We start from the raw sequence: 13,845 nt of genomic DNA, 5'->3' as shown, positions 1-13,845 counted from the left end.
CTATTTAACAAAAATTACGGTTCAGTTATTAAAAATATGTAAAATGTAAAAGTTCCAAATTATACCTATAGCAAAGCGTTCAACACTGTAACCCTTTTATGAAGAATAAAGTAATTAATAAAAAAGTTAATGGATTAATACCTGCGGTTCTATATTTAACCCTAGCACCTTTAACTACCTTAAATGCCGCCACTCCTGGTGAAAGTTACCATACTTTAAAAAACAATCTTGTCCAGTTGTTCTCACCTCAGCAGAATGAATCATATCGACAGGTAAATATTGCAGAACTTAGCAATTTTCAGCTGGATCGGTCTGCTATTCAGGAGTTGCCTGTAGTGGGTTCAGCTAGTCCGGCGTCTGTTTCGACTCAAGTCTCCACAGAGCTTTCACTGATTGAAGCGGTGCGACTGGCTGTGCAGCGTAATCCGCAAATTACTCAGAGTATTTCGTCTGTTGCTGCACAAAATGCCAATATTGATGTGGCCAGGGCTGGCTATTATCCACAGCTTTCAGGTGGTTTAAGTACGGGTGATATGACCACAGGAGAGCGGGGCAGACAGTTGCTGAGCCTGAATGCCATTCAGATGCTCTATGATTTTGGTAAGGTCCGCTCCGGTGTGAATACTGAACAAGCCCGATTACAGGCTGAACAGGCCAATGTGCTGGTCAGTATTGATGAGATTGCACTTGAAGTTGCTAATGCCGTGATTAACATTAAGCGGTATCAGGAGCTTAGCCGGATTGCCCAGCAGCAGATCAGCGGTATTCAATATATTCTGGAGATTGCTAACCTGCGCGCTAAAGCAGGTATCAGCAGTCAGGCTGATCCGGTACAGGCCCAGTCTTATCTTGAATCCGCCCAGGCAAATCTAATTGCGCAGCAGTCTTTTCTGCGGCAGTATCAGCAACGGCTGCGTACCTTGCTGGGCTTTGAAGTCAGCCACACTGGCTGGATCATACCAGAAACACTGGTAGCCCGATCAGCGTTATATGAAGAGCCACAATTTACTACGATCCCGCAGATGATGGTTGCTCAGGCACAGGTCGAAATTGCAAAATCGCAAAGAGAACAAACCCGGTTAAGCCGTTATCCAACCTTAAATGTTAGAGGTTCACTGAGCCAGGCAGTTAATGGCCAGAATCCCAATAATAATGAAGATGATGGGCTCTACAGCTCTGTCATGCTAGAGGCTACCAGCAACTTTTATCAGGGCGGGGCAGTAACTTCGCAGACACGTGCAGCGGGTTATGCGGAACAGGCAGCCCGGGCCAGAGTTAATGCAGTTTATCTTGATGTGCTGGATCAGGTACGGACCACCCGTGAACAGGTTGAAAATAAGCAGAGACAGATGCAGGTACTCGTTGCAAGACAGGCTACCACTGTGCGGACAAAAGAGCTCTATCAGGAACAGTATAAACTTGGAACGCGGACGGTAGTGGATTTGCTCAATGCCGAACAATCCATCCATTCCTCGGCTTCAGAGATTGAAATCGCCCGTTATGACATTTATGACAGTATTGTTCAGAATATCGCGGCAACAGGACGTTCACGTGATGTCTATGACTTAAATAATATTTCGATTCAGGGATTTGAAATTCAGCCATGAGTACAAAAATAAATTACCAGCCTTGGCTACAGGGCGTAATGACGGTTGCCCGACATTACCGTATTGAAACCTCTGAAGAGCGCATTCGTTTGCAGCTGGACTGGAACCAGATCCAGACTCTGGATGAGGTTCTGTTATTGATGACCCGTCAGGTAGGTTTAAGCTTACGTAAGAGTAAATTTACGCCCGATATACTGAATCCCTGGCGTTTGCCGGTTCTGGTTGAATTCCGAAATGGACAGGTGGGAGTGATTGACAAGGCCGACACCGCCGGTAATGTCAGTATACAGCTGAGTGGCGATCAGGGCCTGGCGCAAAGTTTTAAAGTAGATGAGCTACAGCCAGTCATTAAAACTGTTTACATCCTCCGGCCTGAGAGTTCGGTACCTGATGCGCGGATTGATGAATATATCAAGCCTTATGAAGCTAACTGGTTCTGGAGCATTGTCCTCAAGGACTGGAAACGTTATATCGACATTATGTTTGCCTCTCTCATGGCAAATATTCTGGCACTGGCGACTATTATCTTTTCCATGCAGGTTTATGACCGGGTCGTACCTTCCCAATCCATTCCAACTTTATGGGTTCTGGCTGGAGGGGTACTGATTGCTGCGATCTTTGAATTTATCATGCGGGTAGCCCGGGTTTACCTGTCCGATATTATTGGCAAACGTGCTGACCTTAAAGTTTCAGATCGGGTATTTGGTCATGCATTACGGATTAAAAACAGCGAACGTTCAAAATCAACCGGAACTTTTATCTCCCAGATACGTGAACTCGAAGGTGTAAGGGAACTGGTCACCTCAACCACAATCAGTGCCATTGCCGATTTACCTTTTTTCTTTCTGTTTCTGGTTATCTTCTGGATCATCGGTGGCAACCTGTTCTGGGTGATGCTGCTAGTGGTACCGCTGATGATTATTCCCGGTATTCTGGCCCAGAAGCCGCTGGCCAAGCTTGCGCAGGAAGGCATGCGTGAATCCTCTATCCGAAATGCCATACTGGTTGAAGCCGTACAGGGAATTGAAGATATCAAGCTGCTACGGGCAGAATCCCGCTTTCAGAACCAGTGGAACCATATGAATGAAGTCTCTGCCGATGTCAGTATGAAACAGCGCAAGATTGTCGGCGTAATGACAGCCTGGACTCAGAAAATCCAGGGACTGACTTATGCCATTGTAGTGCTGGTCGGTGCTTTTGCTGTAATGGAAGGTGACATGACTACTGGTGCACTGGTAGCCTGCTCAATCCTGTCTTCACGTATGCTGGCGCCAATTTCACAGATTACAGGTGTGCTGGGACGTTTGCAGCAGGCTAAAGTAGCTAAACAGAGTCTGGATGAGCTAATGAAAAAACCGGTAGATCAGCCTGAGCGGGCCAGTCTGATTCACCGGCCTGTACTATATGGCAATTATGAACTCAACGGCATAGTCTTTAAATATGGTGAAGATGACCCGAAACCCAGCCTGATGATTCCAAAGCTCAGTATCCGTGAAGGTGAAAAGATTGCCATACTTGGCCGCAATGGTGCCGGTAAAACGACTTTGCTACAGTTGCTGGCCGGAATGCAGGTTCCCCTGCAAGGGAACATTGACCTGGATGGATTAGACCTGAACCTGATTGACCCGTCAGATGTACGCCGCGATGTAGCTTTGCTTAACCAGAATGCTCACCTGTTTTATGGTACCATCCGCGAAAACCTGACTTTAGGTGCGCCTCTGGCCAGCGATGAGGATGTGTTAAAGGCACTGGCAATTACCGGTGCATTGCATTTTATTAAAGAGAAAAAAGAAGGCTTGGACCATATTATTCTGGAAGGGGGAATCGGGTTTTCGGGTGGGCAGCGTCAGGCATTATTATTAGCCCGGTTACTGATTCGCCAGCCTAATATTTTATTGCTGGATGAACCTACTGCTTCTATTGATGACGTTTCAGAAAAACAGCTGATTGACCACCTTAAGGGCTGGCTGTCACACCGTACCCTGATCGTGGCAACCCACCGGCGTGCAGTGCTGGAACTGGTAGACCGGATTATTATTATAAATGAGGGCCGGATCATGATGGACGGGCCGAGAGACCAGATCCTGCAGCAAACTGTAGCAGTACAGCCCCATAAGACCCTTCAAGGAGGCCAGGCATGAGTGATCACAAACCTGAACTGCAACGTTCTATGACAGTCTCTTACCGGGAGCCTCCCTTACCCAAATCAAGTCTGGTAATCTGGATTGTCGGCTTATGTCTGCTGGTACTGCTGGTCTGGGCCTGGTTGTTTAAACTTGAGGAGGTCTCAACCGGAACCGGAAAGGTGATTGCGTCATCGAAAGAACAGGTAATTCAGTCCTTGGAAGGTGGCATATTGACCCGTCTCAACGTTAAGGAAGGTGATATTGTCGAGCAGGGACAGGTACTGGCCCAGCTTGACCCAACCCGCTTTGCTTCCAATGTAGGAGAGTCCGAGTCGCTGCTGGTTTCGGCACAGGCAACTGCGGCACGCTTACGCTCTGAGGTAAATGGTACGCCATTATCATTTCCAGAAAGTGTACGTAAAGTACCGGCACTGGTTCAGGAAGAAACTGCGCTCTATTATTCAAGGCGCAGCAATCTGGAACAGTCCATGTCGGGACTTAAACAGGCACTGGAGCTGGTCAGGCAGGAACTGGTTATGACCGAGCCGCTAGTTGCTAAAGGGGCAGCCAGCGAAGTTGAAGTCCTGCGTTTAAAGCGTGAAGCGAATGATCTGCAAAACCAGATGAATGATTTGCGTAACCAGTACTATGTAAAAGCACGAGAGGAACTGGCCAAAGCCAACACAGATATTGAAACCCAGCAGCAGGTGGTCAAAGGTAAATCTGATACTCTGCAGCGTACCACTTTCAAGGCGCCGGTCCGTGGAATTGTAAAGGAAATTGATGTAATGACCCGCGGTGGAGTAGTGCCGCAAAATGGTAAGCTGATGACGATTGTTCCCCTGGATGAACAGCTCTTGATCGAAGCACGCATCTCTCCCAGGGATATTGCTTTTATTCGGCCGGGACAGGATGCGCTGGTAAAAATCACGGCCTATGACTATTCAATTTACGGTGGACTCAAGGGGAAGGTAACCGTAATTTCACCGGATACCATTCGTGATGAAGTGAAGCAGGACCAGTTCTACTACCGGGTTTACATCCGTACCGATACGGACAAGCTGATCAATAAGGCCGGGCAGAGTTTCGGAATTACCCCGGGGATGGTGGCAACGGTAGATATTCGTACCGGACAGAAAACAGTATTGGACTATCTGCTTAAACCATTTAATAAAGCTAAGGAAGCTCTACGGGAACGTTAAGAAACTTACTTTGAAAAGCCTCCTGAGGGAGGCTTTTTTATTTTTAAAATTAAACCGGTTATACTTAATATTTGTTGCAACATGTGATGGTGATATGCCGTTTACAATTTCCTCCCCAGTGCAGTTTGAAGAAGAAATCAAGAAGAGTCGTTTCCTTGCAATTGCTGCGCCTGTAGATAATGAACAGGCAGTAAAAGATTTTCTTGAAACTTATAAAGATCATAGTACTACTCATCAGTGCTGGGCTTGGAAAATTGGGCATCAAATCCGTTTTAACGATGACGGGGAACCTTCAGGAACAGCAGGCCGTCCTATTTTTGCCACTATTGAAGGGAATGAACTTACCAATGTTATTGTCTTGGTTAACCGCTGGTATGGTGGAATCAAGCTGGGCACAGGAGGGCTGGTACGGGCTTATGGTGGATGTGCTGGACAGTGCCTGCTGCTGGCAGAAAAGGTTGAAGTAATTGAGAAAAAACAGGCTTACTTCTGCTGTCATTTTAATGAATGGGCTATATTGCAATATGAACTTAACCAGCAGCAGATTGAGTTTCAGGAAAATTATACAGCTACAGGAGTAGAAGTAGAGTTACTTTTGCAAGTGCATCAGATTCATTCCTTTAATTTAAAACTTCAAGATATTAGCCGGGGACGGGAACAGCTAAAATTACAGGAGCAGGAGCATGCCTGAACAGGATCCTTTACTAAAATATAGAGATCAGCATAAGCACCGCTTGAATTATATGCCTTGGCTGTACTATACGTTAAAGCCCCATCATCGGGCCTGGGCCGAAGCATGGCAGCAGGAATATCAGGCTTATCTGATGGAAATGGAAACAGTAGAGATTGGTAAAAACTGCTTTATTTCACCACTTGCCCATATTTTTGCCGAACCGGGACGCAAGATTATTATTGGCGATCATAGCTTTATTGCAGCAGACTGTACCTTACATGGTCCAATTGAGATCGGGCAGGAAGTCGCGATTAATCACCATTGTATTTTAGATGGTGGTCGTGCTGGAATCCGTCTACATGATCAGGCCAGGATTGCCGCTTATTGTCATCTGTATGCATTTGATCATGGTATGGCACTTGAACAGGCGATCTACCAGCAACCGGTGCGTTCTCAGGGAATTGAGATTGGGAAAGATGTGTGGTTAGGTGCACATGTTGGTGTAAAAGATGGTATCAAAATAGGAGCACATGCAGTAGTCGGTATGAATAGTATGGTGACACATGATGTGGCTACCTGTGAAATTGTGGCAGGAAATCCTGCTAAACTGATTCGCTATCGGAAATAAAAACTGCATTCTAATATAGAATATTTATAAATGATTATTTTACTGGCAGGTTTTCCAGTTTAAAAAATTAACGCATAAAGTACTTGCTTTGTGATAGCTTAAGTTATGACATTAAAACATATTGGGCGTTAAGACCTAAAGAGAGGCGTAAAATGAACCGTGTAATTGCATGTATTGACTCATCTCCATGTATCAATGCAATTGCTGAGGCAGCTGCCTGGATAGCATCGAAAACACAACGAGAACTAGTGCTATTACAGATTCTGGATTATTACCCTGCCAGTTATCATTTGGGAGAAATTAGTGGCGTAATTGGCTTTGAAAGTAATGCCATGCTCTTGAAAGAACTGGCAGAACTTGAACAGAAACAAAGTGAACTTGCCATGGATTATAGTAATAATCTGCTTAAACATATTTCCAATCTGATTCAAGAAAAATACGGTATTACCTGTACTAAAATTCAGGAAAAGGGAGATTTTCTGGAGCAGAGTTTCAATTTGCTTCATGAAGAAGATATTGTTGTGATTGGCCGTGTGGGTGAACGCTCTGCTGAACGTAACAAAGCAATTGGTAGTAACGTTGAAAACTTTATCCGTGGTGTAAAAAGTACGGTAATGACGGTAGGTGAAACGTTTAAGCCACCAACACGGTTTATTTTTGCCTATGAGTATTCACCGACCTGTCTTGCCATGATGCGCCGCATTGCAGTGAGTGACCTGCTTAGACAGTTGCAGTGCCATTTGCTTTATGTAGGTGACCAACCGGAGGTTCTAAATGAGCCTACTCAGTTCTTGAAGAATGCAGGACTCGATGTTGTAGTAGAATATCGCTATGGAGATGTAGCAGAAAATATTTTAGATTATCAGCGTGAACATGGAATTCAGATCATTGTTCTGGGAGCCTTTAGTCAGAGTAAAATTCGGCAATTTTTCTTGGGTAGTATCGCTACAACTATTTTCCGTAACGCGACAGTTCCGCTATTAGTAGCAAAATAATTGATCTTTAAAGACCAATCTATTTAGCCATTAATATATTTAGAATAAGTTGTAAAGTTTTAAATAGTATTAAAAAAGTCCATATAGTTATCCGCAATTACTGTGGATAACTATATGGACAGTATATGTAAAATAATGAAATTTAAAAATATTTTTATAGTGATTGTTTTTTATGCTTTTGAGTTTTTATTTTACAATAGCTAATGCAAACCCATCGTGACCTTTACTTCCGACTGTTTGTAGAGCTGTAGAAGATAGAAGTCGAGGATGACCTTTTAAGGCCTCAAACAAATCGCGGATACCCTCAATACTTGGTTTTTTATTTTCAGGATTGATGATTTCACCGGCACGTATGACATTGTCCATGAAAATTAAAGTTCCTGAACGTGAAAGGTTCAAGCTTAATTCCAGGTATTCAGAATAACTCTGTTTGTCGGCATCGATAAAAATAAAATCAAAAGGTTCGGCATTCTGTTTAATTAATTCATTTAAAATATCAGCAGCACGTCCAACTTTTAAATCAATTTGAGCAGCCAGTCCGGAATGCTCGATATTTTCCTGTGCGACAGCAGCATGAGCTTCACGGCCTTCGATAGTAAGCACATAACCTTCATCACCCAGTGCTCTGGCTAACCAGACTGTACTATAAGCAGCAAAAGTACCCAGTTCCAGAATTCGCTTGCAATTGTTCATCTGGATCAACATTTGCAGAAGCATTCCCTGATTAGGGGCAACTGCCAGATGTTCAGGCAGACCTCGACGTGCTGTATTATCTACAGTTCGTCCTAAACATCGATCATCGGGAATTAAATGTGAATCAATAAATTGGTCAACCTCTGTCCACATCTGCTGCATAATTTGATCACCTGTATTTTCATTGAGGCAATTGTAAGCCTTTCTAGTCAGAGTTCAATTTACCCTAAAAAGATTCGCTGGTTTTTTCTACAATTTCTGATTGTAAAAAAGGAGGCATAAGCCTCCTGTATCTGACAGAAATTCAATTAGAAATGACACATTGAACTGTTACGGGTCAGATCTGGTCCCCAAGTACGGTAACCATGAGTATCAATGTGAATTTGTCCAGAGGCATACAGGCCAAGACCCATATTAAAGCTTTGCCCATGCTGAGACCAGAATTGGCATAATTTAAATTTGGTATTTTCAATGAAAGCATAATCTTCAGGTTGAGGAAACTCTGGCCCTATACGAAAATCTATAGCTGAATTGAACAAATGGCGTGAAGAATTGGCCCCACCAGCACATTGATTTAAAGGTAAATCCCGATAGACTGAAGTCACTTCAAAATCGGTCAGAATTTTAGACGCTACCAGGTATTTAAATATACGTATGGTTGCCAGCTGGTTATTCCATAATTCACGATTTGGGATGGCATATTGTGAGCGGCCACATTTTTGCCAGTCACGGGCAGTACGCATGAGTTCAAAGCTGGGGATAATATTGCCGACGTTATTGCGTTCCAGAAACTGTTCATACTCGCGCACACGTCTAAGATTATCGCCTGAAGCAAGCCAGGTTTGGTAAGAATTAGGAACAACTTTAGGTGGAATCGGACGTTCAATAATCACGCGTTCCTGTGGTATAAAAATACGTTTTCCTTGTGGATGGGCCATATTGCCTTGTTGCGGCGCAGTAACACAACCACTCATCACCAAAGGCATAATGCCAATTGCCATTATACCTTTCAATAAATGCTTCATCGAAAAATCAATTACTTATAAATTGGATATCTATTCTAATTCAAAAATGTCGGGAAAAATGGGAAAAATTGCAATCTAATGTTTAATTTGAGTATAAAAAAAGATCAGCTTATGCTGATCTTTTCTCATTTTATTTCTCAAGATACTGGAGCTTGTCCGGTTTGCCATTCCACTCTTCACGGTCTGCTGGCTGTTCACCAATTTGAGTAATGTTTGGCCATTTTTGTGAAAGGTCTGCATTAAGTTCGATAAACACTTCCTGACCTTCTGGAAGTTCATCCTCAGAGAAAATTGCATTAGCTGGGCATTCTGGTTCACACAGAGCACAGTCAATACATTCATCAGGATTAATAACCAGGAAATTCGGACCTTCATAGAAGCAGTCTACCGGGCAAACTTCTACACAGTCTTGATATTTACATTTAATACAGTTTTCAGTGACAACAAAGGTCATGGCGACAGCTACCTAAAAATACGGTTCTAATGAGTAATGCGCTATTTTAGGCAAAAATCTACTCTACTAACAATTCCTTTTATTGATATTTGTTATTTATATGCATGAAATACAATTAGAATATTGATATTTAAACAGTACTAAGCAAAACAGTTCTATATTTCTTGAAAAATTTCATAAAAATAGCAATTCAAAAACAAGAGCATAACTACCAATAAAGAGTACAGGAGTAAATTTCGTCTAAAAATGAACAGTAAGATCTATAAAAAATAATGCCTTATTTATACCAATATTTTTTAAGATTAATTCTTGGCCGAGTTACTTTATTGTAGCTTGAAAATCTATTACTGATTCCAAGCTCAGGATTGATTGTTGTAATAGAAGTTAAGATTTATGAGAGAAGTTTAAATTCCTGATCAATTATACTGTTTAAGTGGTCAACTCAAGGAGTGTAAAAAAATAATCTGGAAATAGAACCCAAGATTCTTGGTCTTATCTGCATAAAGATGTCTGCATTTATCTTATAACGAGATAAAGATAAATTTAATTTTATAAATTATAGACTTGAAAATAGATAAGCTGTACAGAATGCAGGTAGAAACAGCAATATATAAAAATCGCACTGAATAGTGCGATTTTTATATTCAGATTTGTGGCCTGTTTTTAGCCTTTACTCATCGTCTGCTCAAGCTGATCTTTGAGTTTATAGAGCTGAGCCAAAGCTTCCCGTGGAGAAAGACTATCGATATCAAGCTGTTCTAAAGACTCTAGTACAGGAGAAGTTTTTTCAACCTCAGTTATCGTCTCCGTGACAGGAGAAACTACGAGGGGAATTACATCAAACAGATCATTTTGTACCACTGTCTGTAAATGCTGTTGCTGCTGCTTTTCCAGAATTTTGAGGCGTTTTTGTGCTTCTTTAATTACACTGGCGGGGATACCCGCAAGTTTAGCTACTTGTAAACCGTGACTCTGGCTTGCTGGTCCAGGCTGTACCTTGTGTAGAAGAATCAGATTGCCATTCATTTCTTTGGCTGTTACATGATAGTTATCTATACCAGCTTCCTGGCCAAGCTCGGTTAACTCAAAATAGTGGGTAGCAAACAGACACAGGCATTTAATACGTTTGGTTAAGTCCAGTACACAGGCCCATGCTAAAGACAGTCCATCATAAGTGCTGGTTCCACGGCCAACTTCGTCCATAAGCACTAAAGACTGACTGGTAGCGTGATGCAGAATCTGAGAGGTTTCTGTCATCTCTACCATGAAAGTGGATTTACCCGATGACAAATCATCTGCTGAACCGATGCGAGTAAAAATCCGGTCAATTGGTCCGAGTCGTGCAGACTGTGCCGGTACGAAACTGCCGCAATATGCCAACAGGCTGATTAGCGCAGTTTGGCGCATGAAAGTTGATTTACCTCCCATATTCGGACCAGTAATAATCGCCATGCGATGATTAAAATCCAGAGAAGTATCATTTGGGGTATAAGGGGTTTTACTTAAACTTTCTACGACTGGATGACGTCCAGCTATAATCTTGATCCCAACTTCAGGTGAAAACTCCGGGCGGTTCCAGCTTTTTAAGCGGGCCTGATAGGCAAAGTTGGCCAGCAGGTCTATCTGGGCTATAGCACTGCTCATAACTTGCAGACTGGCAATATCCTGACGCAGTTCTTCAAGTATTAATTCAAACAGGAGTTTCTCACGTGCCAAAGCACGCGATTCGCTAGAAAGTACTTTATCTTCAAAGCTTTTAAGTTCTGGGGTGATGTAACGCTCAGCATTCTTTAGGGTCTGACGACGAATATAATGCTCGGGTGCCTGCTCTGCCTGTGCACGGGTAAGTTCAATGTAATAGCCGCTGACCCGGTTATAACCAATCTTAAGCGTAGAAATACCTGTCTGCTCACGTTCCTGAATTTCCAGGTCGATCAGAAACTGGCCGGCATGGTCACGAATTTTACGTAGCTCATCTAACTCATGATCAAACCCTTCGGCTATTACATTGCCGTCACGTAATAATACTGGCGGATTTTCAACAATTGCTGAACTTAGGCGTTCAGATAAGACCTTAAAATCACCGAGCTCCTGATAAAGCTGATGAAGCATTTTTGATTTTTTACTATCAATTACTGGCTGTAATGCATGACGTAAAAAAGGGATTTGGCTACATGCCTGACGCAACTGTACCAGATCACGGGGACGTGCAGTGCCTAAGGCAATACGGCTTAATACCCGTTCGATATCACTGATTTCTTTTAAAACCAACCTTACAGGAGCTTCATGATAGCCCTTAACCAGTTGCTCAATGGCATCAAGCCGGGCTTCTAAAATGACTGTATCACGTATGGGCTGCATTAAGGTGCGGCTGAGTAACCGTGAGCCCATTGCAGTCTGACACTCATTAATGAGATGAAATAATGACGTACCATGCTCAAACAACGGATCAATAATTTCCAGATTGCGCCGTGTAACCGGGTCAAGCGCAATAAAATCACTGCTCTGTTCCAGACGGATAGACCGAATATGCGGCAGAGCCGTTTTTTGTGTCTCTTTCGCATAGTGAATGAGGGCGGCGGCGGCGGCCTTCGCTAGAGGTAGATGATCAATACCAAAACCGGACAAAGTGGACACAGCAAACTGGTCGCATAACGTTTTTTGCGCATTATTTAAATTAAAATCAACATTTGGACGTTTAGTGACTGGACAATCAATCTGTTTCTTGATTTGCTCAATAATATTGGCATCGACGAGATCTTCATCGACCAGAATTTCGCTTGGCATTAAACGGGAAAGTTCAATTGCCAATTGTTCTGCTCTGTATTCCTGCTGTTGAACTTTAAAGATACCCGCGCTTAAATCCAGTAAGGCGATACCCACTTGGTTCTGCTGAAAATATAAGGCGACCAGATTAGAGCTTTGATAAGAACTTAACAGAGCATCATCAGTTAGTGTACCTGGTGTTAAAATACGTACAACCTTACGCTCTACAGGACCCTTGCCTGTAACTTCACCCACCTGTTCACAGATGGCGACTGTTTCGCCAGCTTTAACCAGACGCGCCAGATAGCCCTCTGCAGAATGATAAGGTACGCCCGCCATCGGTATAGGGTTGCCGTTAGCTTTACCGCGATGGGTTAAGGTAATTCCAAGAAGTTTGGTGGCCTTATGAGCATCATCAAAGAATAATTCATAAAAATCACCCATACGATAAAATAACAAGGCATGGTTATGTTGCATTTTGACTTTTAAGTACTGCTGCATCATAGGTGTATGGGTGGAGAGGTCAGCCATTATTTCTGTGCTATTCATGTATGTAAATCCTTAAATTTATAAAATAAATTTAGTTTTCTAGGAATTTTGGCTGTCTAACCAATTCGATGCGTACCTGACCTGAACGAAGAGAAAAGTATATCTTCTTCTATATTAAAATTGAGTCAACAGTATGTGAGAGTACGAAGGCACTCTACGGGTGTCATATTAACAAATCCATATAGATTCACAAAAAGGATTGCTCATATGAGTGCGTAAATTAACAACAAAAAGTATGCTCTGTCAGTTTGTATCATAAATAACATGAAATTGAGTGATACTAATAAAAAGTCTTGGTGAAGATGGGTGAAGAGTTATTTAAGGAAAGATGAGAGTTAAAATTTTGATTTAATGCTATAAAAATAATAATTTATATAACTTTGTAAATATATCTCTAGTCAAAGTGCGCATAGGCGTATAGTGAGTAAAGGGATTATATTTCCAAGGCGCTTACTGTTCCTAAATTAAATGATTGATGAGTAAAAATAAATGTTAAAAGCTAATAGTAAAATATTTGTCTTAAATGATGTAATTAAGTTTTATTTAATAAAAATAATTGAAGACTAGGTTATTTTTGATAAAAGAACAGGAAAGTTAAGGCAATAAAAAAGATTACAAGTTCTGAAAAGATGATAGGAAGCAAAAGGAACGTTATATCTTAATTCAACTAAAGAATTTGATCTGGATAAGCTGAAAAATCTTTTGATAAAATGAAGAGAGAATAAACACTGCGCAATATAAGTATTGATTGGAGTATAAATAAAAACAACAGGAAACAACCTGAGCGCTAAATTAACTTGATTGACGTGATACTGCTTTATCTATTGTTTAGTATAAAATGTATTAGTTCAGACTTGATCGTACATTCTTCTTGAAAAAGAGAAAGTTACCCGTTTTGATAAAGGTGTCGAAATCTTAATTAAACAAAGGTAACTTTCTTATGTTGCATACTAACAATCAAATCATCAAACACAAAGTCGGCTTACTCAATTTAGCTGAAGAGCTTCAAAATGTTTCTAGAGCATGCAAAGTGATGGGTGTCTCTAGAGATACTTTCTATCGCTATCATGAGTTAGTACAGTCTGGTGACATTGATGCATTAATCAATAAGTCCCGTCGAGTACCAA

The 13,845-nt window shown here is 41.9% G+C and carries 11 protein-coding genes; 7 read left to right on the top strand and 4 right to left on the bottom strand.

The genetic code is table 11. The annotated features are described in order from the left end of the window. Positions 1-98 precede the first annotated feature (98 nt). The 6 genes from N518_RS0107625 (at position 99) to N518_RS0107600 (ending at position 7,231) form a co-directional block, all read left to right on the top strand. On the top strand, positions 99-1,607 hold the full coding sequence (locus N518_RS0107625; protein WP_017401171.1) for a TolC family protein: 1,509 nt from the start codon (positions 99-101) through the stop codon (positions 1,605-1,607). Then, complete coding sequence (locus N518_RS0107620; RefSeq protein WP_010700220.1) at positions 1,604-3,748, top strand: type I secretion system permease/ATPase; 2,145 nt, start codon at positions 1,604-1,606, stop codon at positions 3,746-3,748. The genes N518_RS0107625 and N518_RS0107620 overlap by 4 nt, the downstream gene beginning before the upstream one ends. Continuing rightward, a complete protein-coding gene (locus N518_RS0107615) occupies positions 3,745-4,935 on the top strand; it encodes an HlyD family type I secretion periplasmic adaptor subunit (protein WP_005026600.1) in 1,191 nt (396 codons plus the stop codon). The genes N518_RS0107620 and N518_RS0107615 overlap by 4 nt, the downstream gene beginning before the upstream one ends. Before the next feature lie 94 nt (positions 4,936-5,029). Then, positions 5,030-5,626 carry an IMPACT family protein gene (locus tag N518_RS0107610; RefSeq protein WP_005026592.1) on the top strand — a complete coding sequence of 199 codons (597 nt, stop codon included), beginning with the start codon at positions 5,030-5,032 and terminating at the stop codon, positions 5,624-5,626. Beyond that, positions 5,619-6,236, top strand: a complete 618-nt coding sequence (locus N518_RS0107605; RefSeq protein WP_005026591.1) for an acyltransferase — start codon at positions 5,619-5,621, stop codon at positions 6,234-6,236. Before N518_RS0107610 ends, N518_RS0107605 begins: the two co-directional genes overlap by 8 nt. 152 nt (positions 6,237-6,388) lie before the next feature. After that, positions 6,389-7,231, top strand: coding sequence for a universal stress protein (locus N518_RS0107600; RefSeq protein WP_005019705.1), 843 nt, complete (start codon positions 6,389-6,391; stop codon positions 7,229-7,231). Between the two features lie 186 nt (positions 7,232-7,417). On the opposite strand, the gene N518_RS0107595 is transcribed toward N518_RS0107600, so the two are convergent. From N518_RS0107595 to mutS, 4 genes are all read right to left on the bottom strand, one after another. Then, positions 7,418-8,086 (bottom strand): O-methyltransferase, encoded by a 669-nt coding sequence (locus N518_RS0107595; RefSeq protein ID WP_005026590.1) that lies wholly within the window; start codon positions 8,084-8,086, stop codon positions 7,418-7,420. A 146-nt stretch (positions 8,087-8,232) separates the two neighbouring features. Then, positions 8,233-8,949 (bottom strand): D-Ala-D-Ala carboxypeptidase family metallohydrolase, encoded by a 717-nt coding sequence (locus N518_RS0107590; RefSeq protein ID WP_005026581.1) that lies wholly within the window; start codon positions 8,947-8,949, stop codon positions 8,233-8,235. A 130-nt stretch (positions 8,950-9,079) separates the two neighbouring features. Beyond that, positions 9,080-9,403: a ferredoxin FdxA gene (gene fdxA, locus N518_RS0107585; protein WP_005019709.1), complete on the bottom strand. Its 324-nt coding sequence runs from the start codon at positions 9,401-9,403 to the stop codon at positions 9,080-9,082. A gap of 663 nt (positions 9,404-10,066) precedes the next feature. Continuing rightward, positions 10,067-12,718, bottom strand: coding sequence for a DNA mismatch repair protein MutS (mutS, locus tag N518_RS0107580; RefSeq protein ID WP_017401174.1), 2,652 nt, complete (start codon positions 12,716-12,718; stop codon positions 10,067-10,069). A 940-nt stretch (positions 12,719-13,658) separates the two neighbouring features. Between mutS and N518_RS0107575 the strand changes: the two genes are divergently transcribed. Then, positions 13,659-13,845: helix-turn-helix domain-containing protein (locus N518_RS0107575; protein ID WP_026444109.1), on the top strand; the 187-nt coding region annotated here is incomplete at its 3' end.

It is taken from the genome of Acinetobacter sp. UNC436CL71CviS28 (genome assembly GCF_000620525.1).
GTDB classification, from domain to species: domain Bacteria; phylum Pseudomonadota; class Gammaproteobacteria; order Pseudomonadales; family Moraxellaceae; genus Acinetobacter; species Acinetobacter radioresistens.
The sequence above is the reverse complement of the archived record's forward strand: the minus strand, read 5'-3'. Positions and strand labels throughout refer to the sequence as shown.

Bases quoted from the DNA above. Each gene is read 5' to 3' on its own strand.
- N518_RS0107625 (WP_017401171.1), top strand. From the start codon at position 99: ATGAAGAATAAAGTAATTAATAAAAAAGTTAATGGATTAATACCTGCG.
- N518_RS0107620 (WP_010700220.1), top strand. From the start codon at position 1,604: ATGAGTACAAAAATAAATTACCAGCCTTGGCTACAGGGCGTAATGACG.
- N518_RS0107615 (WP_005026600.1), top strand. From the start codon at position 3,745: ATGAGTGATCACAAACCTGAACTGCAACGTTCTATGACAGTCTCTTAC.
- N518_RS0107610 (WP_005026592.1), top strand. From the start codon at position 5,030: ATGCCGTTTACAATTTCCTCCCCAGTGCAGTTTGAAGAAGAAATCAAG.
- N518_RS0107605 (WP_005026591.1), top strand. From the start codon at position 5,619: ATGCCTGAACAGGATCCTTTACTAAAATATAGAGATCAGCATAAGCAC.
- N518_RS0107600 (WP_005019705.1), top strand. From the start codon at position 6,389: ATGAACCGTGTAATTGCATGTATTGACTCATCTCCATGTATCAATGCA.
- N518_RS0107595 (WP_005026590.1), bottom strand. From the start codon at position 8,086: ATGCAGCAGATGTGGACAGAGGTTGACCAATTTATTGATTCACATTTA.
- N518_RS0107590 (WP_005026581.1), bottom strand. From the start codon at position 8,949: ATGAAGCATTTATTGAAAGGTATAATGGCAATTGGCATTATGCCTTTG.
- fdxA (WP_005019709.1), bottom strand. From the start codon at position 9,403: ATGACCTTTGTTGTCACTGAAAACTGTATTAAATGTAAATATCAAGAC.
- mutS (WP_017401174.1), bottom strand. From the start codon at position 12,718: ATGAATAGCACAGAAATAATGGCTGACCTCTCCACCCATACACCTATG.